The organism is Ottowia sp. (assembly GCF_016703145.1).
In the GTDB taxonomy this organism is placed as follows: Bacteria; Pseudomonadota; Gammaproteobacteria; order Burkholderiales; family Burkholderiaceae_C; genus Ottowia.
The window spans coordinates 22,928-40,459 of record NZ_JADJCO010000005.1 but is presented as its reverse complement, the minus strand read 5'-3'; the positions used below and the strand labels follow the sequence as shown (position 1 = coordinate 40,459).

Below are 17,532 nucleotides of genomic sequence, written 5' to 3'. Positions count from 1 at the left end.
CTCACCGGCGGTAGGGCTGGATATGCGCCAGCTCGGCGTCGATCACGCGGCGCACGCGGTCGCTGAAGACCGCCGCCAGCCGCGAGTGGGGCGCATCGGGCGGCAGCAGGATCGCCAGGCGCACGGTGATGGCCGGGCGGAACGGGCGCACCTCCAGCGCGAGGTTGCGCTGCTCGTCCAGCGCCGCCAGCGGGTTGATCACGCTCACGCCCAGCCCCAGCGCGACCAGCGAGCAGACCGAGGCGCCCAGGTCCGACTCCAGCACGGTGCGGGGCCGCACGCCCGCGGCCGCCAGCACCTGGTCGATGCGCTCGCGCGGGCCGCTGCCGAGCGGGAACGAGACGAAAGGCTCGCCGTCGAGGTCGCTGGCCTGCACCTGCCGCTGCGGCGCCAGCTGGTGGCCGCGCGGCAACACGCAGGCGCAGTCCATGCGCAGCAGGGTCTCCACCCGCATGCCGGGCACGTCGTCGCCGTAGAGCACGGCCAGGCCCAACTCGCACAGGCCGCCGCTCACCCAGGTGTTGACCGTGGCGGCCGCACCCGAATGGATGGTGACGAGGGTGCCGGGGTGGTCGCGCGTGAATTGCGCGACCGCCTTGCTCAGCACGCCGCCGGCGATGCGCGGCATGGCCGCGACGGCCAGCCGGTCGCCGCCGAAGGTGCGGATGTTGGCGGCGGCCGCCTCCAGGCCCTGCAACCCCGCGAAGGCTTTCTCGACGTCCTGGAAGAAGCGCTTGCCATCCAGCGACGGCAGCAGCCGCGTGCCGCTGCGCGTGAACAGCGCGAAGCCGGCGATCGCCTCGAGCTGCGCCACGAGGCGGCTCACCTGCGGCTGCGAGGTGTGCAACCGGCGCGCCGCCTCGGTCATGGAGCCGGCCTGCATGACGACGCGGAACGCCTCGATGTGCTTGAGGGACATGCGGCGGTTGCTCATATCAGTATTGTATGAACCGCATGCAACAACGCATTTTGCGCATTGGTCAGGCGCTGAAATACTGGCGCCCATGACCGACACGCTGACCGTTCCGCCGACCGCCCTGGAACCGCTCCCCGGCCAGGCCCCGCCGCTCATCGACCTGCGCAGCGACACCGTGACCCGGCCCACGCCCGCGATGTACGAGCGCATGCGCACCGCCGCGCTGGGCGACGACGGCCTGGACGGCGACCCGACGGCCCGCGAGCTGGAGGCCCTGGCCGCCCGCACGCTGGGCAAGGAGGCCGGCCTGTACGTGCCCACCGCCACCATGGGCAACCTGCTGGCCGTGCTGGCGCAGGTGCGGCGGCAGGGGCAGGTGGTGCTCGAATCCAGCGCGCACATGTTCCTCACCGAGCGCGGCGGCGCCACGCTGAGCGGCACGGCCTATGTGGGCCTTGCCGGCGCGGCGGGCGCCATGGACCTGACCGCCCTGGCGTCCGCGCTGCGGCCGTCCGGCGCCCTGCCCACCGAGCTGGTGTGCATGGAGACCACGCACGTCAACGCGGGCGGCGCCGTGCTGCCGCTGGCGCACATGCAGGCGGTGCATGACCTGGCCCACGGCGCCGGAGCCCGCGTGCACGTGGACGGCGCGCGCCTGTTCAACGCGGCGGTGGCGCTCGGCGTGGCGCCCGCCGTGGTGGCGCGCCATGCCGACACGGTTTCCATCTGTCTGTCCAAGGGCCTGAGCGCCCCGGCCGGCGCCGTTCTCGCGGGCCCGGCGCAGACCATCGCCCGCGCGCGGCGCCTGCGCAAGATGCTGGGCGGCACCCAGCGCCAGATCGGCCTGCTGGCCGCGGCGGGCCTGGAGGCCATCGAGACCATGCCCCATCAGTTGGCGCACGACCACGCCACGGCGCGGCGGCTGGGCGATGCCCTGCGCACGCTGCGCCCCGGCGTCGTGGGCATCACCGCGCCCATCACCAACATCGTTTTCGTCGAACTGCCCGACGCCGTGCCGGACAGCGCCGCCTGGGCCCGCGAACTCGCCCAGCACGGCGTGCTGATCCGCCCCTGGGGTCCGCGCCGCATCCGGCTGGTCACGCACCGTCACATCGGCGCAGCCTGCATCGACACCGCCGCCGAGGGCTTTCGCCAGGCCGCGCGCGCGCTGCTCGGCTGAACCACGCGCCCGCCCTTCTTCCGCAACGCTGCGCAACCCCCAGGAGTCCTGACCATGCCCACCACCGACCACACCCTTTCCCGCCGTGCCTTCGCCGGCTCCGCCCTTGCGCTCGCGGCCGGTTCGCTGAGTACCGCCGCGCTCGCCAACGCGTATCCGAACCGCCCGATCCGGCTGATCGTGCCCTACGCCCCCGGCGGCGGCTCCGACATGGTGGGGCGCCTCATCGCGCAGAAGCTCACAGAGACGGCCGGGTGGAACGTGGTGGTGGACAACAAGGCCGGCGCCTCGAGCCTGATCGGCACCGACGCCGCCGCCAAGAGCGCGGCGGACGGCTATACCCTGCTGCTGGCCGACGCGGCCCACGCCACCAACGCGGCGGTACTGCCCAAGCTGCCCTTCGACCCCATCAAGGACTTCAAGCCGCTCACCCTCGTGGGCTCGTCGCCCCAACTGCTGGTGGCCAACCCGGCCTTTCCCGCCAACAGCCTGAAGGAGCTGATCGCGCTGCCGCGCGATGAGGCGCACAGCCATGGCGTGGGTTCGCCGGGCCGGGGCACGGGGCCGCACCTGCTGTGCGAAACGCTCAAGCAGCGCACCGGCATGCCGCTGGTGCACGTGCCCTACAAGGGCGGCGCGCTGGCGCTGACCGACGCCGTGGGCGGGCAGGTGCCCATGGTCATCAACTCGGTGCCCGCGTGCATGCCGCACATCGAGGCCAAGCGTCTCAAGGTGCTGGCCATCGCCAGCACGGCGCGCCACCCCAGGCTGCCGGATGTGCAGACTTTCGGTGAAAGCGTGCCCGGCGTCGTGGGCAGTGCCTGGTACGGCGTCATGGCGCCCGCGAACACGCCGGCCGACGTGCTGCGGACGCTGGGCGCCGCCATCGACAAGGTGCTGGACCTGCCCGACGTGAAGGCCAGGCTCGCCACGGCCTTCATCGACCCCATGCCGCGCGGCGGCCAGGCCTTTTCCAAGCTCCTCACCGAGGAGATCACGCGCTGGCAGGCCATCGCCAGGCAAACCGGGGTCACGCAGAACAGTTGAATTTCTTCAGGCCGACGCCGTCCCGGCCTGATGATTGATATGCGAGGGATATCAATGGTGCGTTGAGATCGGATTGGTATCAATCAATCCATGGGGGCACAATCGGACGCTTTCGCGACCACCAACCCACGACAACGCCATGGACACCAAGCCGATCCAGATCAACCGCCGCAGCGCCAACATCACCGAAGGCAAGGCGCGCGCCGCCAACCGCTCCATGTTCTACGGCATGGGCTACCAGGAAAACGACTTCAAGAAGCCCATGGTGGGCGTGGCCAACGGCCACAGCACCATCACGCCCTGCAACTCGGGCCTGCAAAAGCTCGCCGACGCGGCCATCGCCGGCATCGAGGAAGCGGGCGGCAACGCGCAGGTGTTCGGCACGCCCACTATCTCCGACGGCATGGCCATGGGCACCGAGGGCATGAAGTATTCGCTGGTCAGCCGCGAGGTCATCAGCGACTGCATCGAGACCTGCGTGCAGGGCCAGTGGATGGACGGCGTGGTCGTCGTCGGCGGCTGCGACAAGAACATGCCCGGCGGCATGATGGGCATGCTGCGCGCCAACGTGCCGGGCATCTACGTCTACGGCGGCACCATCCTGCCCGGCAAGTGGAAGGGCAAGGACCTGAACATCGTGAGCGTGTTCGAGGCCGTGGGCGAGAACGCCGCCGGCAAGATCAGCGACCAGGAACTGAAGGACATCGAGCAGCATGCGATCCCCGGCACGGGATCGTGCGGCGGCATGTACACGGCCAACACCATGTCGTCGGCCTTCGAGGCGCTGGGCATGAGCCTGCCCTACTCGTCCACCATGGCCAACCCGCACGACGAGAAGCAGAACTCGGCCAAGGAGTCGGCCAAGATCCTCATCGAGGCCATCAAGAAAGACCTGAAGCCGCGCGACATCGTGACCAAGCAGGCGATCGAGAACGCGGTGGCCGTCATCATGGCCACCGGCGGCTCGACCAACGCGGTGCTGCACTTCCTGGCCATCGCGCACGCGGCGGGCGTGGAATGGTCCATCAACGACTTCGAGCGCATGCGCAAGAAGGTGCCGGTGCTGTGCGACCTGAAGCCCAGCGGCAGGTACCTGGCGGTGGACCTGCACAACGCGGGCGGCATCCCGCAGGTGATGAAGCTGCTGCTGAACGCCGGCCTGCTGCACGGCGACTGCATCACCATCACCGGCAAGACCATCGCCGAGACGCTGAAGGACGTGCCGGACGTGCCGCCCAACCCGGAAGTGATCCGCCCCATCGGCAACCCGATGTACAAGGAAGGGCACCTGGCCATCCTCAAGGGCAACCTCAGCCCCGAAGGCGCGGTGGCCAAGATCACCGGGCTGAAGAACCCGGTCATCACCGGCCCGGCACGCGTGTTCGACGACGAGCAGTCGGCGCTGGCCGCCATCCTGGCCGGCCAGATCAAGGCCGGCGACGTGATGGTGCTGCGTTACCTGGGCCCCAAGGGCGGCCCCGGCATGCCCGAGATGCTGGCCCCCACCGGCGCGCTGATCGGCGCCGGCCTGGGCGAGAGCGTGGGCCTGGTCACCGACGGCCGCTTCTCTGGCGGCACCTGGGGCATGGTGGTCGGCCACGTGGCGCCCGAGGCGGCGGCGGGCGGCAACATCGCCTTCGTGCGCGAGGGCGACTCCATCACCATCGACGCGCATCAGTTGCGGCTGGAACTCAACGTCCCCGAGGCCGAGCTGGCCCAACGCCGCGAAGGCTGGCAAGCCCCCGCACCCCGCTACACGCGCGGCGTGCAGGCCAAGTTCGCGTTCAACGCCTCCAGCGCCAGCAAAGGCGCGGTGCTGGACGACTATCCGGCGGCCTGAAGCAGCACGGTTGATTCAGAAATGATAGCTGCCGGCGAACCATTGATACCGGCTGCAAGCAATTTTCATTCTTGGATTCAACGGCGGCGCGGCGGCGGCGCCGCCCGGGGCTTCTGGCCAATGGTCTCGCGCTGGCGGTTGATGCGGTCAAGTTTGCGATTCCCAATCCCAGCAAATACATGGTCTGTTCCTGGAGCCGCACGGGTGGGTACCGCCAATAGCCGTCAACTCACCACCCTACAATCGCGTTGAGTTGACTGTAGCGCAACTACCCACGATGAAGGAGAAGTGATGAAGCGTGCTCTGTTGAGTTTTGCCGCTCTGGCCGCCGTGGCCGCAGCGTCCCCTGCCATGGCCGATGAGGCGCTGGCCAAGGCCAAGAACTGCATGGCCTGCCACACGGTGGACAAGAAGCTGGTCGGCCCGGCCTACAAAGACGTGGCCCAGAAGTACGCCAGCGACGGCGGCGCCGTGGACAAGCTGGCCGCCAAGATCATGAAAGGCGGCTCGGGCGTGTGGGGCGCCGTGCCCATGCCCCCCAACGCCAACGTGACCGAGGCCGACGCCAAGAAGCTGGCCGGCTGGATCATGGGCTTGAAGTGAGCCCTTCGGGGCCGACAAAAAGCCCGCGCGATGCGCGGGCTTTTTGCTGCCTGCTCGACCGTCAGTACGTCTGGTCGAGCTGCGTCAGGATCGCCGGGTTCTCCAGCGTGCTGGTGTCCTGCGTGATCTGCTCGCCCTTGGCCAGGCTGCGCAGCAGGCGGCGCATGATCTTGCCGCTGCGCGTCTTGGGCAAGTTCTCGCCGAAACGGATGTCCTTGGGCTTGGCGATGGGGCCGATCTCCTTGGCCACCCAGTCGCGCAGTTCCTTGGCGATCTGTTTGGCCTCGTCGCCGCTGGGCAGCGGGCGCTTCAGGACGACGAAGGCGCAGATGGCCTCGCCCGTCAGGTCGTCGGGGCGGCCCACCACGGCGGCCTCGGCCACCAGGTCGGTCTTGGCCACCAGGGCCGACTCGATCTCCATCGTGCCCATGCGGTGGCCCGAGACGTTCAGCACGTCGTCGATGCGCCCGGTGATGCGGAAGTAGCCGCGCTCGGCGTCGCGCACCGCGCCGTCGCCGGCCAGGTAGTAGCCCTTCAACTCCTCAGGGAAGTAGCTCTTCTTGAAGCGCTCCGGGTCGCCCCAGATGGTGCGGATCATGCTGGGCCAGGGCTTCTTGATGACCAGGATGCCGCCTGAGCCGTTGGGCATTTCGCTGCCCGACTCATCGACGATGGCGGCGAAGATGCCCGGCAGCGGCAGCGTGCACGAGCCCGGCACCAGCGGCGTGACGCCCGGCAGCGGGTTGATCATGTGACCGCCGGTCTCGGTCTGCCAGAAGGTGTCCACGATCGGGCAGCGCTCGCCGCCCACGTTCCTGTAGTACCACATCCAGGCCTCGGGGTTGATGGGCTCGCCAACGCTGCCCAGGATGCGCAGGCTATCGAGGTCCGAGCTTTTCGGATGCACCTTCTCGTCCGCCTCGGACGCCTTGATGAGCGAGCGGATGGCGGTGGGCGCGGTGTAGAAGATGCTGCACTTGTGGCGCTCGATCATCTGCCAGAAGCGGCCGGCGTTGGGGTAGGTGGGCACGCCTTCGAACACGATCTCGGTCGCGCCGGCGGCCAGGGGGCCGTAGACGATGTAGCTGTGCCCGGTCACCCAGCCGATGTCTGCCGTGCACCAGAAGACGTCCTCGGGCTTGAGGTCGAAGGTCCAGTCCATCGTCAGCTTGGCCCACAGCAGGTAGCCGCCAGTGGCGTGCTGCACGCCTTTGGGCTTGCCGGTGGAGCCGGAGGTGTAGAGCACGAACAGCGGGTGCTCGGCATCGACCATGACGGGCGGGCACTCGGTGCTCTGGCCTTCCAGGATGTCCTTGAAGGTCTTGTCGCGGCCGGCGGCCATGGCGCAGGCGGTGGGCGTTCGCTCGTAGACGAAGATGTGGCGGATCGACTCGCAACCGCCCATGGCCAGGGCTTCATCAACGATGGCCTTCAGCGGCAGCTCCTTGCCGCCGCGCATCTGGTAGTTGGCGGTGATCACGGCCACGGCGCCGACGTCGGCGATGCGCTCCTGCAGCGCCTTGGCCGAGAAGCCGCCGAACACCACGCTGTGCGTGGCGCCCAGGCGCGCGCAGGCCTGCATGGCGACGATGCCCTCGATGGTCATGGGCATGTAGATCAGGACGCGGTCGCCCTTTTGGATGCCGTGGGCCTTGAGCGCGTTGGCGAACTGGCTCACGCGGTCCAGCAGCTCCCTGTAGGTGACCTGGGTGACGGCGCCGTCGTCGGCCTCGAAGATGATGGCGGTCTTGTTCTCGACCGGCGTGCCCATGTGCTTGTCCAGGCAATTGGCGCTGGCGTTGAGTTGGCCGTCGTCGAACCACTTGTAGAAGGGCTTGCTGGATTCGTCGAGCACGCGCGTGAATGGCTTGCCCCACACGACATGCTCCCTGGCCAGGCGGCCCCAGAAGCCGGTGAAGTCCTTGTCCGCCTCGGCGCACAGCGCCTTGTAGGCGTCCATGCCCGAGATGCGGGCCGCCTTGACCAGGGCGTCGCTGGGGGGAAATACGCGGTTTTCAACCAGAACCGATTCGATGGCGCTCATGGGCCGTGTCTCCTTCGTCGTTGTTGCACACACATCGGACGGGCGGCATGCCTGCCGAATGCGGTCATCATGGCGCCGGGCTCTTACAACGCACTGACTGGCCCACGATCCCCGGACGTCCGGCTCGGCGGCCACCCTCCCGCACCATCCCTACAATACGCGATTTTCCGGTCGCCGGCTCCCTCCGGCGTCACCCTCCGCGCCATGTCCGACCCCGTCCACTCCCCCACCAACCGTCCGCTGCGCCCGCTGCCCGGGCTGATCTTCGCCAGCCGCTGGCTGCAACTGCCGCTGTACCTGGGCCTGATCGTGGCGCAGGGGGTGTACGTGATGCATTTCCTGGTCGAGCTGTGGCACCTGGTGGAGGCGGCCTTCGGCCACCAGGCGGCGCTGCAGGCGCTGGTCACCAGCATCGGCTACAAGAGCGACGCGCCGGTCACGTCGCTGAACGAGACCGTCATCATGCTGGTGGTGCTGGCCCTGATCGACGTGGTGATGATCTCCAACCTGCTGATCATGGTGATCGTGGGCGGTTACGAAACCTTCGTCAGCCGCCTCGACCTGGAAGGGCACCGCGACCAGCCAGAATGGCTGAGCCACGTCAACGCGTCGGTGCTGAAGGTGAAGCTGGCGATGTCGATCATCGGCATCAGCTCGATCCACCTGCTCAAGACCTTCATCAACGCCGGCAACTATTCCGACAAGGTGCTGATCGCGCAGACGGTGATCCACATCACCTTCCTGCTCTCGGCCATGGCCATCGCCTACACGGATCGGCTGATGTCGGGACCGAGCGCGGCGCGTCATTGATTTCAAGGCCAAATTGGCCTTTAGCCTGCGTGGATCAAGCGCCTGAAGCTATATAAAACATAGCGTTTCAGCGGCCCGTCATCTTCTCGGGCACCACCCATTCGTCGAACTGTTCGCCCGTGAGGTGCCCCGAGGCGATCGCCGCCTCGCGCAGCGACGTACCTTCCTTGTGCGCCTTCTTGGCGATGAAGGCCGCCTTGTCGTAGCCGATGTGCGGGTTCAGGGCCGTCACCAGCATCAGCGAGCGGCTGAGCAGCTCGGCGATGCGCTCGCGGTTGGGCTCGATGCCCACCGCGCAGTGGTCGTTGAAGCTGACGATGCCGTCGGCCAGCAGCCGCACGCTCTGCAGGAAGTTGTGCGCCACCATCGGGCGAAACACGTTCAGCTCGAAGTTGCCCGACATCCCGCCGATGTTGATGGCCACGTCGTTGCCCATCACCTGCGCGGCCAGCATGGTCACCGCCTCGCTCTGCGTCGGGTTGACCTTGCCTGGCATGATCGACGAGCCCGGCTCGTTCTCGGGAATGCTCAGCTCGCCGATGCCGCTGCGCGGGCCGCTGGCGAGCCAGCGCACGTCGTTGGCGATCTTGTTCATGCCAGCCGCCAGCGTCTTGAGCGCGCCGTGGGCGTTGACGAAGGCATCGCAGGCTGCCATCACCTCGAACTTGTTCGGCGCCGTGACGAAAGGCAGGCCCGTCAGGCGCGCCAGCTCGGCCGCCACGCCTTCCGCGTAGCCCTTGGGCGCGTTCAGCCCGGTGCCCACCGCCGTGCCGCCCAGCGCCAGCTCGCTCAGGTGCGGCAGCGTGGCACGGATGTGCTTGTCGTTCTGGTCCAGTTGCGTCACCCAGCCCGACATCTCCTGGCCCAGCGTGAGCGGCGTGGCGTCCTGCAGGTGGGTGCGGCCGATCTTCACGATGTCCATGAAGTCCTCGGACTTCCTCGCCAGCGTGGCGCGCAGCCTGGCGACGGCCGGCAGCAGCTTGTGCGTGACGGCCTGCACCGCCGCCACGTGCATGGCGGTGGGGAACACGTCGTTGCTCGACTGGCTGCGGTTGACGTCGTCGTTCGGGTGCACCAGCCGCCCCTCGCCGCGCTCGCCGCCCAGCAGCTCGCTGGCGCGGTTGGCCAGCACCTCGTTGACGTTCATGTTGGTCTGCGTGCCCGAGCCGGTCTGCCACACGACGAGCGGGAACTCGCCCGGATGCCGGCCCGCCAGCACCTCGTCGGCGGCGGCGACGATGGCGTCGGTCTTCTTCGCGTCCTGCAGGCCGAGCCGCTGGTTGACCACCGCCGAGGCGCGCTTGACCAGCGCGAGGGCGTCGATGATCTCCTTGGGCTGGCGCTCGCCGGAGATGTCGAAGTTCTGCAGCGAACGCTGCGTCTGCGCGCCCCACAGCCGGTCGGCCGGGACGTCGATGGGGCCGAAAGTGTCGCGTTCAGTGCGTGTCGTCATGGAGAAAGCTCCGCTGTCAAAATGCGGGACGTGCCGTCGGCACGCGAAACCCCGAGGATAGCCTTAAACAAGAATCGATCTCATCCGAGATCGGCCCACCACCCACGGAAGAAAACATGACCACGATCCAACAGGACGACCTGATCGAGTCGATCGCTGCGGCGCTGCAGTACATCAGCTACTACCACCCGGCCGACTACATCACCCACTTGGCACGCGCCTACGAGCACGAACAGAGCCCGGCGGCCAAGGATGCCATGGCGCAGATCCTGACCAACAGCAAGATGAGCGCCACCGGCCACCGCCCGATCTGCCAGGACACCGGCATCGTCAACGTGTTCCTGAAGGTGGGCATGGACGTGCGCTGGGAAGGCTTCACCGGCGGCCTGGAAGACGCCATCAACGAAGGCGTTCGCCGCGGCTACAACCACCCCGACAACACGCTGCGCGCCTCGGTCGTCGCCGACCCGCAGTTCGCCCGCAAGAACACCAAGGACAACACGCCCGCCGTCGTCAGCGTGCGGATCGTGCCGGGCAGCACGGTGGATGTCACGGTGGCAGCCAAGGGCGGCGGCAGCGAGAACAAGTCCAAGATGATCATGATGAACCCCAGCGACAACCTGGTGGACTGGGTTCTGAAGACCGTGCCCACCATGGGCGCCGGCTGGTGCCCGCCCGGCATGCTGGGCATCGGCATCGGCGGCACGGCCGAGAAAGCCGTGCTGCTGGCCAAGGAAAGCCTGATGGAAGACCTGGACATGCATGAGCTGCAGGCCAAGGCTGGCCGCGGCGAAAAGCTCGACCAGGTGGAGGAGCTGCGCCTGGAGCTGTACGAAAAAGTCAACGCGCTGGGCATCGGCGCGCAGGGCCTGGGCGGCCTGGCCACCGTGCTGGACATCAAGATCAAGATGTTCCCCACGCACGCGGCGTCCAAGCCCGTGGCCATGATCCCCAACTGCGCCGCCACGCGCCACGCGCACTTCGTGCTCGACGGCTCCGGCCCGGTGTACCTCGAGGCGCCCAGCCTCGACCTGTGGCCCAAGATCGACTGGGAGCCCGACTACAACAAGAGCCGACGCGTGGACCTGAACGCCCTCACCAAAGAGGAAGTGGCGAGCTGGAAGCCCGGCGACACCCTGCTGCTCAACGGCAAGATGCTCACCGGCCGCGACGCCGCGCACAAGCGCATCCAGGACATGCTGGCCAAGGGCGAGAAGCTGCCGGTGGACTTCACCAACCGCGTGATCTACTACGTGGGTCCGGTCGATCCCGTCAAGGGCGAAGCCGTGGGCCCCGCCGGCCCCACCACCGCCACGCGCATGGACAAGTTCACCGACATGATGCTGGCGCAGACCGGCCTCATCGCCATGATCGGCAAGGCCGAGCGCGGCCCGGTCGCGATCGAGAGCATCAAGAACCACAAGAGCGCCTACCTCATGGCCGTCGGCGGCGCGGCCTACCTCGTCAGCAAGGCCATCAAGGCCGCCAGGGTCGTCGGCTTCGAGGATCTGGGCATGGAAGCCATCTACGAATTCGACGTGGTGGACATGCCCGTCACCGTGGCCGTGGACGCTGGCGGCACCAGCGCGCACATCACCGGGCCCGCGGAGTGGCAGAAGCGGATCGCCTCGGGGGAGTTCAAGGGGATCGAGGTGGCTGCGGCCTGACGGCCAGCACAAGCCGCCTCATCGCCAGCAGGCCTCGACAACCGCCTTCGGGCGGTTTTTTCGGGCCGCTCAATGCAGATGCCGCGGGCGGCGACCGCCGCCGTGGCCGGGCGAACCGCCTCCTGCGCCGCGCGGGGGCTTGCCGATCTCCAGCGAACTCACCAGCGCGTCGAAGCGCGCCGAGAAGAGCTTGTCGATCTCCGCCACGACGCCGCCGAGTTCGGCCCCGTCGAAGTGGCGCTCCATCAGGTTCACCACGTCTTCCACCAGCAGATCGCGCTGCGCCTGCATGAGGGCCTCGGGGGTCGGGCCGACAAACAGCAGCAGGAAGTCGTCGCGCGACTCGCGGCCCTCGTCCTCGTCCTCCTCGTCGTATTGCGCGTCATAGAAGGTCACCTCGATGGCCGCGCCGGCATCGCTGACCTCGTTGAGGTTCATGCACATATCGTCGAGCTGGTGCCGAAAGTCATCGTCGCCGTACAGCGTCCAGCAGATCTGCAGCAGGTGCTGGTGCGGGTCGAAGCGGATGCCGGGCTCGTCCTCGTAGGCGCTGGCCGCGCCGTCGGCCAGCGAGCGCGCGCCCGCGTACTTCCACAGGGGTCTGAGGGCCTCCTGCAAGGCATCGAAACCCACATCGGGGCGCAATTTCACGTCGCCGTGCACGTGAATCTCGAAGGGTGCGTCGTCGTGATTCATGGCGTTGTCCTGTTCTTCGCGGATGGTGCCCCGGGCCGGGATCGAACCGGCACGCTCCTTGTTCAGGAAGCGGCGGATTTTAAGTCCGCTGTGTCTACCAGTTTCACCACCGGGGCCAAGCCGTGCATTGTCGCAGGGTCATGCGCCCATTGCGGCGGCAGAAGGTGGAAAGAGGCAGACAACTCAAGAGGGGAAAGAGATGGAGGCGCGATCCGGAGTCGAACCGGACTGGACGGATTTGCAATCCGTTGCATAACCGCTTTGCTATCGCGCCCTGGCACCGAAGCTGAAAAAAAGGGAAGCGGATGCTTCCCTTTTTCTGCTGTGCAACCGGCGATGGTGAACCGGCTGCCGGGTGTGTGGAGCGGGAAACGGGACAGGCACTAGGGCGCTAAGTCATTGTTTCCCAACTACATTCTCCGCCGCGGTCATCGGCGAAGGACTCAAGTATAGCCTCATTTTTCCGCCTTGGCGATCAACAGCTCGCCCTCGATGCCGACAAGCATTCATGACGTCGCCCGTCGCCGTGCGTCCTACGCCGGGATTCACGCTCGCCCGTGCACCTCCGCCCTCTGCTTTCACCAACTCAGCCATTCCTATTACCCAGGGCAATGGCCACTGTCCGCCACGGGTTTGTAACCGAGCACGCGATCTCAAGCCACTTCATGTTCTCGAACGCAGAGTACGCCGGCAAGCGCCTACCCTGTAGCGAGGTGTTCTCGACGAGACGGAACTCGTGGTGGCATGAAAGGCGCTGGCGGGCGGGTGATCAAGCGCTCTTTCCTGCGATGAGACGAGGCCTCCCGAAATCGGCTGCGTTCCCCCACCCTCACTCGATAACCACGTAGAACGGATCACTCTTCCCCAAAAGCGTGTCGTCGCTTTTGCGGATCAGGAAGGCCTCGACCATATGGACACCTCGGTACGACAACTGCTCCCACCGGACCCATGGCTCATCCGAGCGGTAGTAATCGCCGCGCAGCGCGTTAGCACGCCGGGCGACTTCATCCGTGTTCGTAACGCGCCATTCCACCATATAGGTCTCCGGGAAAGGAAGTCCCAGATTGTTGCTGGCGTTGAAGCGGATCCAGTGTCCGGACTGCGTGGGCGCGAGCGAGGCAAGCGAGCAGACGTTCTGTCCATAGCGGGATGTCCACAGTCGCGCACCAACATTCACCGTCAACCGTGTGCCGGTCGCCATCCGCCATTGAGGGCGGCGCATGTGCGGCAAGCGATCGAAGCCGCTGGGCAGAGCCGCAAGGCCGATTTTCTTCACCAACGCCACTAGATCGGCCACACCCGCCGACACCGGGCTACCTCGGACGACGGACAGCGCCGCTTCACTGACCTTGCCAGCCTTCTCGGCAGCCTCCCGAACAGCAAAGTCCTCGCCGAAGACACGCTGCCATTTTCCGATGCTTTCCTCTTTGTCTGGGTCATCGTAGGCGTCGTCGATCCAGCCGCGGTACAGATTGATCTTCGAGCGGAAGTTCAAGTACTTGGCGTCGTCCCAGGCAGTGCTTTGGATTTCCTCGAACAGCACGGGATTGCGCACCGTGGGCTTGGGTGGATTGGCCTGCAGCCAATCATCGAGCCGATCAATCAACGTCTTGAGCGTCGTGGGAACATCCTCGAACCCCGCGTCCCCCCTGTCGGAGGCGTACACATGCTTGCCGAGCAGCGTCGTCAGCAGGAACGAGGGACAAGTGAAGTTGGTCTTGATATCCCTGAGGTACTTCAGCAACCGCGTGGCTTTGCGGAAGTTGTTGTTCCCGCAGATGCTGTTGCGCTCGATCAACCAGTCCGTGTAGTCGAGCGGGTTCGATTTTTCGAAGAGATTGGTGTCGCGATTGCACACCTCCCAGACACCCGTGTGAAGGCGCTCCTTCACGCAAGGCGCCACGTCGATCTTGCGCTCGCCGGCGTATTCGACGGTGATGCAATGCGAGTAGCGCCTGATCTTGTCCTTGTACAGACCGAGCCTGCCCATCTCCGCATACAGATCGTTGATGTAGTCCTTCGCTTCCCAGCCCGCGACCGGCTTCACGTAGACCAGCAGATCCGCATCGAACGGATCACCAGGCAGCGGTCTGATGATGGTCTTGTGGGCCCAGGACCCTTGCGCGGCGAAGCCAACGATGGACGGCTTCCAGTCCAACCCTCGCACCGCCGTCTTGATGGCTTCGATGCTGCTTTCGAGCTGATCGAAGCGCGTGCTGTTGAGGTTGACGGTGTCGTTCAGGAAGGCGTTGAAGTCTTGGACCAGTTTCATTCGTCTACCCGCCTTCAGCGCACGTTGCCAGCCGTGCGCAGCTCACTCACCAACTGGTCGGCACCAGCGTTCATTTGCTCTTCCATACGCCTGCGCAAGAGGTTGTAGACCCAATCGAAGATCAATGGGCTGGAGGCGCGGTGGTTGAAGATGGCGTCTTGCAGCTCGCGCGAACGCATGCTGATCTCCTGTTCCGTTGCGCCGCTGCGTGCGCGATCAAGGAGCTTCTTGACCTCATCGTTTAGACGGTCCAGCAACTCAATGGTCGCGGCCTGCCGGTTGCATTCCCTGAGCGCCCAGATGATCACCGGCGTCATCGGAGCCAGCGTGGAGAGGACGAAGGTCGTCATGGTGTGATCGATGGCGAGTGATACGACCCCAGCCCCCGCGATCAGCACCACGCAGCCTGTCAACAGAACGCGTCTGTAGCGCTTGCGCAAAGCGCTGTCGTACCAGAGATTGGTGCGCTGGCACACCAGCCTTGCCAAATGGAGCGGCAGTTCCTTGACGGCGAGCGGATACCAGTTGATCAGCCGTTGCTCGTCCTCGTCACTGAGCTTCTTGCATGCGTCGGCAAAGACATCTTCAGGGTCAATGCGATTGCCGACGAGGAAGGTGTTCCAGTCCATCTGCAACACCGTGCAGTCGAAATCCTCCTGCAGCTTCGCTGCGTTCTTGAGCTGCGCACGGTGCCAGCGATCGAGAAGCAGAACCTCCAGGAAACTGAACATCAGGGCGGCGAACGCAATGAACGGCTTCGACGGGAGGAGCAGCGCTGACACGATCAGGCCGACGATCGGGAACACGAGCGAGATGATCAGGCCCACCGCCTGGACATTCTTGGCCCGCCGGTAGATCAGCGTCCTGGCACGCAGCAAGTTGAGCATGCGCGTCTCCACCTGCTTCTTATCGATTTCATTCATGCTGTTCTCTGCTCCTTGCGTCATTGCTGCCGTTTTGCGATCTCGGTCGTCGCTGTCTCAAGCCCAACGCTTCCTGCGTTGCTGCGGATGCTCGCCGCCGCCGGCCCACACGCCTGTGATCAACCAGTCTTCGAAGTGCCACAACCACTCCGAAGTCCAGGCGATGTAGGTGTCGACCAGCTTCATCTGCGGCAGCCACTCACGCTGCTTCGGCCACCAGAGACACAGCTTGGTGCCGGGACCGTTGTTGGGGTAGACGTGGGGCAGCGCAGCCTCGTCGGCCAGGGTCGTCAGGGCAGGACTCAGCACGAACATTTCCGGTGGGCGCGAATCGGGTGTCAGGCGCAGTTCGCACTCGTAGACGCGACCGAAGTCGCTCGGCACCAGACGGAATCGATAGCGCAAGGCTCGGCCCGACAGAAACACCATCCGGGCGCCATCGAGAGGCAGAGCGCGTAGCTCCATGGCTCGCTGGGCCAAGGTCGGTATGGGCGGGGCCGGGTAAGGTGTCATCAGCGGCCGAAATACGTATGGGGTCGCGCTGCGACACTGACCGGCGCGGCTGCCGCCGACGAGATCAGCGTCACCCGGCCCGCGACGCGGCTGGTCTGGCGCCGCTGGGTCTGGTCCTGCTGGATGGCGCCCGCGCAGTGAGGTCCGAATGCGCCCTCCAGCGCCTTGATCAGGACATCCATCCCCTCATGGTTTTCGATGGCGTGCAGGATGCGCTTCAGATCACCGATCAGGCGGTGGTGCCACGAGAAAAACGCCTCCTGTCGAGCCGGAGAATTCATGCCGCCGGCCAGGTTGTCCCGGGGGGCGGATGGGTTGGGCAAGACCCATTCTTCGGAACCGTCGGACCGGGAAATCCGCTCGAAGTGCAGCGGCATCCGTTCCACGATATCGAGCAGCAACTCCAAGGGACTCTCGTGCGGCTGCGGCGCCTCTACCGCGTAGGCCATCGCGGCCAGCGTCGTCAGGAAGACAGAAGAAGGTGCCATGTCCTGGCTTCCGCGCGCAACGCCGAAGGCCACATTGCGATGCAGCTTCAACAGTTGCACCAGCCGGCACAGCAGCCGGTCGAACACCTCCTGCGCATCAGGCAGCGGCGTCACTTCCGCGCGCGTCACCGAATCCATCGCCTCCGCAAAGCGCACCGCGCCGGTGAAATTCGGCGAGATCGCGGCGGCGAGATCGAAATGCTTCGCGTACCCGCGCGGGTTCGTCGAGTCAAAAAGCCGTAGCTCGCGGTCAGGGATGAGGCCGTGCGTGTCGCCGAAAGGCGCGGCCAACAACGGGGAGTCAATGACCGGCGCGATGTCAGCGCACATCCCTTCGGCGTACTCCAGCGTTGCACAGCGCTCCCAGCGGCGCAGCCGGAGGCCATGCGCATCGGCGTAGCGGGACAAAACGCGATGCAGGCGGTCGAGCAGCAGGGCTGGTCCGTGCTCGCCGTCGTATTTGTGACGCGCCCCGGACGCCAGGCGCGCGATCAGATCGATGTCGAAGCCCTCCCGCGAGCCATCACGGGGCCGCACGATGGTGCCCAACTGCCGGGAACCGTGGGCGTGGATCTGGATGAGATCGCCCTGGAGCTCCGGGCATGCCGAGAGGAACTCGCCGGTGCTGTTGTAGGAGCGCTCCAGGGCCATCAACTGGGTGGCGGTAGGCTCACTGGCCCGAGCGATGACGTCCACCAAGTGGAAGAAACGCGCCGACGACCGCATGGAGATGCGGGGGCGCTGGGGGAGAGTCACAGGTTCGCGGATCACGGGGTCTCCTTGAAATTCTTGTCGATGGCTTTCTGTCGCACCTGGACTCTCCCCGGCTCAGCGCTTGTGCTTGGTGGGGTCCACCAGCTTGTAGCCTTGGCCCGGCCGCGGCGTCGGCGGCAGCGGCTTGCCCTTCACGCCGGTCACTTCATTGCCGGTGCCCGGGTTCTGGTACTGGCCGGACTTCGGTGCCGGCGTACCGGGCTTCAACGTCTTGCTCATGGTCGTCCCCTTTCAGGATCGGTTGGTTGATTGCGACATCCCGACTTCCTTGTTCCCAGCTGGCTGTGTTACCAAATCGGGGTTGCG

Annotated in this window: 15 protein-coding genes and 2 tRNA genes; 6 read left to right on the top strand and 11 right to left on the bottom strand. The window is 66.1% G+C overall.

Annotation, left to right across the window (positions count from 1 at the left end; translation table 11 throughout):
• Position 1: 1 nt before the first annotated feature.
• Entirely contained in the window at positions 2 to 934 is a 933-nt protein-coding gene (locus IPG65_RS13255; RefSeq protein WP_293190321.1) for a LysR substrate-binding domain-containing protein, read from the bottom strand.
• A 70-nt stretch (positions 935 to 1,004) separates the two neighbouring features.
• Here IPG65_RS13255 and IPG65_RS13250 point away from each other — a divergent pair, with 70 nt between their 5' ends.
• From IPG65_RS13250 to IPG65_RS13235, 4 genes are all read left to right on the top strand, one after another.
• The gene (locus IPG65_RS13250; RefSeq protein WP_293190319.1) at positions 1,005 to 2,096 is read left to right on the top strand and encodes a GntG family PLP-dependent aldolase; all 1,092 of its coding nucleotides are present in this window, start codon (positions 1,005 to 1,007) and stop codon (positions 2,094 to 2,096) included.
• Between the two features lie 54 nt (positions 2,097 to 2,150).
• On the top strand, positions 2,151 to 3,143 hold the full coding sequence (locus IPG65_RS13245; RefSeq protein WP_293190317.1) for a tripartite tricarboxylate transporter substrate binding protein: 993 nt from the start codon (positions 2,151 to 2,153) through the stop codon (positions 3,141 to 3,143).
• A gap of 139 nt (positions 3,144 to 3,282) precedes the next feature.
• A complete protein-coding gene (gene ilvD, locus IPG65_RS13240) occupies positions 3,283 to 4,983 on the top strand; it encodes a dihydroxy-acid dehydratase (RefSeq protein WP_293190315.1) in 1,701 nt (566 codons plus the stop codon).
• A gap of 291 nt (positions 4,984 to 5,274) precedes the next feature.
• Positions 5,275 to 5,586: a c-type cytochrome gene (locus IPG65_RS13235; protein ID WP_293190313.1), complete on the top strand. Its 312-nt coding sequence runs from the start codon at positions 5,275 to 5,277 to the stop codon at positions 5,584 to 5,586.
• Between the two features lie 61 nt (positions 5,587 to 5,647).
• On the opposite strand, the gene acs is transcribed toward IPG65_RS13235, so the two are convergent.
• Positions 5,648 to 7,630 carry an acetate--CoA ligase gene (acs, locus tag IPG65_RS13230; protein ID WP_293190311.1) on the bottom strand — a complete coding sequence of 661 codons (1,983 nt, stop codon included), beginning with the start codon at positions 7,628 to 7,630 and terminating at the stop codon, positions 5,648 to 5,650.
• A gap of 204 nt (positions 7,631 to 7,834) precedes the next feature.
• On the opposite strand from acs, the gene IPG65_RS13225 reads away from it, so the two are divergent.
• The gene (locus IPG65_RS13225; protein ID WP_293190309.1) at positions 7,835 to 8,440 is read left to right on the top strand and encodes a TIGR00645 family protein; all 606 of its coding nucleotides are present in this window, start codon (positions 7,835 to 7,837) and stop codon (positions 8,438 to 8,440) included.
• 67 nt (positions 8,441 to 8,507) lie between these two features.
• Here the strand turns inward: IPG65_RS13225 and fumC are convergent, their stop codons facing one another.
• Positions 8,508 to 9,893 carry a class II fumarate hydratase gene (fumC, locus tag IPG65_RS13220; protein ID WP_293190307.1) on the bottom strand — a complete coding sequence of 462 codons (1,386 nt, stop codon included), beginning with the start codon at positions 9,891 to 9,893 and terminating at the stop codon, positions 8,508 to 8,510.
• A gap of 116 nt (positions 9,894 to 10,009) precedes the next feature.
• Between fumC and IPG65_RS13215 the strand changes: the two genes are divergently transcribed.
• Positions 10,010 to 11,560 carry a fumarate hydratase gene (locus IPG65_RS13215; RefSeq protein ID WP_293190305.1) on the top strand — a complete coding sequence of 517 codons (1,551 nt, stop codon included), beginning with the start codon at positions 10,010 to 10,012 and terminating at the stop codon, positions 11,558 to 11,560.
• A gap of 69 nt (positions 11,561 to 11,629) precedes the next feature.
• Here IPG65_RS13215 and IPG65_RS13210 read toward each other — a convergent pair whose 3' ends face one another.
• The 8 genes from IPG65_RS13210 to IPG65_RS13175 all read right to left on the bottom strand — a co-directional run bounded on the left by IPG65_RS13210 (position 11,630) and on the right by IPG65_RS13175 (position 17,445).
• Positions 11,630 to 12,256: a DUF6806 family protein gene (locus tag IPG65_RS13210; protein WP_293190303.1), complete on the bottom strand. Its 627-nt coding sequence runs from the start codon at positions 12,254 to 12,256 to the stop codon at positions 11,630 to 11,632.
• Between the two features lie 23 nt (positions 12,257 to 12,279).
• Positions 12,280 to 12,372, bottom strand: a tRNA-Leu gene (locus IPG65_RS13205).
• An 84-nt stretch (positions 12,373 to 12,456) separates the two neighbouring features.
• A tRNA-Cys gene (locus tag IPG65_RS13200) sits at positions 12,457 to 12,530 on the bottom strand.
• 555 nt (positions 12,531 to 13,085) lie between these two features.
• Positions 13,086 to 14,528: a cyclic GMP-AMP synthase DncV-like nucleotidyltransferase gene (locus IPG65_RS13195; RefSeq protein ID WP_066113296.1), complete on the bottom strand. Its 1,443-nt coding sequence runs from the start codon at positions 14,526 to 14,528 to the stop codon at positions 13,086 to 13,088.
• Positions 14,529 to 14,542: 14 nt separating this feature from the next.
• Positions 14,543 to 15,451 carry an S-4TM family putative pore-forming effector gene (locus tag IPG65_RS13190; protein ID WP_083954862.1) on the bottom strand — a complete coding sequence of 303 codons (909 nt, stop codon included), beginning with the start codon at positions 15,449 to 15,451 and terminating at the stop codon, positions 14,543 to 14,545.
• A gap of 57 nt (positions 15,452 to 15,508) precedes the next feature.
• Complete coding sequence (locus IPG65_RS13185; protein ID WP_293190299.1) at positions 15,509 to 15,880, bottom strand: hypothetical protein; 372 nt, start codon at positions 15,878 to 15,880, stop codon at positions 15,509 to 15,511.
• Between the two features lie 83 nt (positions 15,881 to 15,963).
• Positions 15,964 to 17,223: a nucleotidyltransferase gene (locus IPG65_RS13180; RefSeq protein WP_083954861.1), complete on the bottom strand. Its 1,260-nt coding sequence runs from the start codon at positions 17,221 to 17,223 to the stop codon at positions 15,964 to 15,966.
• A 57-nt stretch (positions 17,224 to 17,280) separates the two neighbouring features.
• The gene (locus tag IPG65_RS13175) at positions 17,281 to 17,445 is read right to left on the bottom strand and encodes a hypothetical protein (RefSeq protein WP_171019920.1); all 165 of its coding nucleotides are present in this window, start codon (positions 17,443 to 17,445) and stop codon (positions 17,281 to 17,283) included.
• Positions 17,446 to 17,532 lie beyond the last annotated feature (87 nt).

Bases quoted from the DNA above. Each gene is read 5' to 3' on its own strand.
- IPG65_RS13255 (WP_293190321.1), bottom strand. From the start codon at position 934: ATGAGCAACCGCCGCATGTCCCTCAAGCACATCGAGGCGTTCCGCGTC.
- IPG65_RS13250 (WP_293190319.1), top strand. From the start codon at position 1,005: ATGACCGACACGCTGACCGTTCCGCCGACCGCCCTGGAACCGCTCCCC.
- IPG65_RS13245 (WP_293190317.1), top strand. From the start codon at position 2,151: ATGCCCACCACCGACCACACCCTTTCCCGCCGTGCCTTCGCCGGCTCC.
- ilvD (WP_293190315.1), top strand. From the start codon at position 3,283: ATGGACACCAAGCCGATCCAGATCAACCGCCGCAGCGCCAACATCACC.
- IPG65_RS13235 (WP_293190313.1), top strand. From the start codon at position 5,275: ATGAAGCGTGCTCTGTTGAGTTTTGCCGCTCTGGCCGCCGTGGCCGCA.
- acs (WP_293190311.1), bottom strand. From the start codon at position 7,630: ATGAGCGCCATCGAATCGGTTCTGGTTGAAAACCGCGTATTTCCCCCC.
- IPG65_RS13225 (WP_293190309.1), top strand. From the start codon at position 7,835: ATGTCCGACCCCGTCCACTCCCCCACCAACCGTCCGCTGCGCCCGCTG.
- fumC (WP_293190307.1), bottom strand. From the start codon at position 9,893: ATGACGACACGCACTGAACGCGACACTTTCGGCCCCATCGACGTCCCG.
- IPG65_RS13215 (WP_293190305.1), top strand. From the start codon at position 10,010: ATGACCACGATCCAACAGGACGACCTGATCGAGTCGATCGCTGCGGCG.
- IPG65_RS13210 (WP_293190303.1), bottom strand. From the start codon at position 12,256: ATGAATCACGACGACGCACCCTTCGAGATTCACGTGCACGGCGACGTG.
- IPG65_RS13195 (WP_066113296.1), bottom strand. From the start codon at position 14,528: ATGAAACTGGTCCAAGACTTCAACGCCTTCCTGAACGACACCGTCAAC.
- IPG65_RS13190 (WP_083954862.1), bottom strand. From the start codon at position 15,451: ATGAATGAAATCGATAAGAAGCAGGTGGAGACGCGCATGCTCAACTTG.
- IPG65_RS13185 (WP_293190299.1), bottom strand. From the start codon at position 15,880: ATGGTGTTTCTGTCGGGCCGAGCCTTGCGCTATCGATTCCGTCTGGTG.
- IPG65_RS13175 (WP_171019920.1), bottom strand. From the start codon at position 17,445: ATGAGCAAGACGTTGAAGCCCGGTACGCCGGCACCGAAGTCCGGCCAG.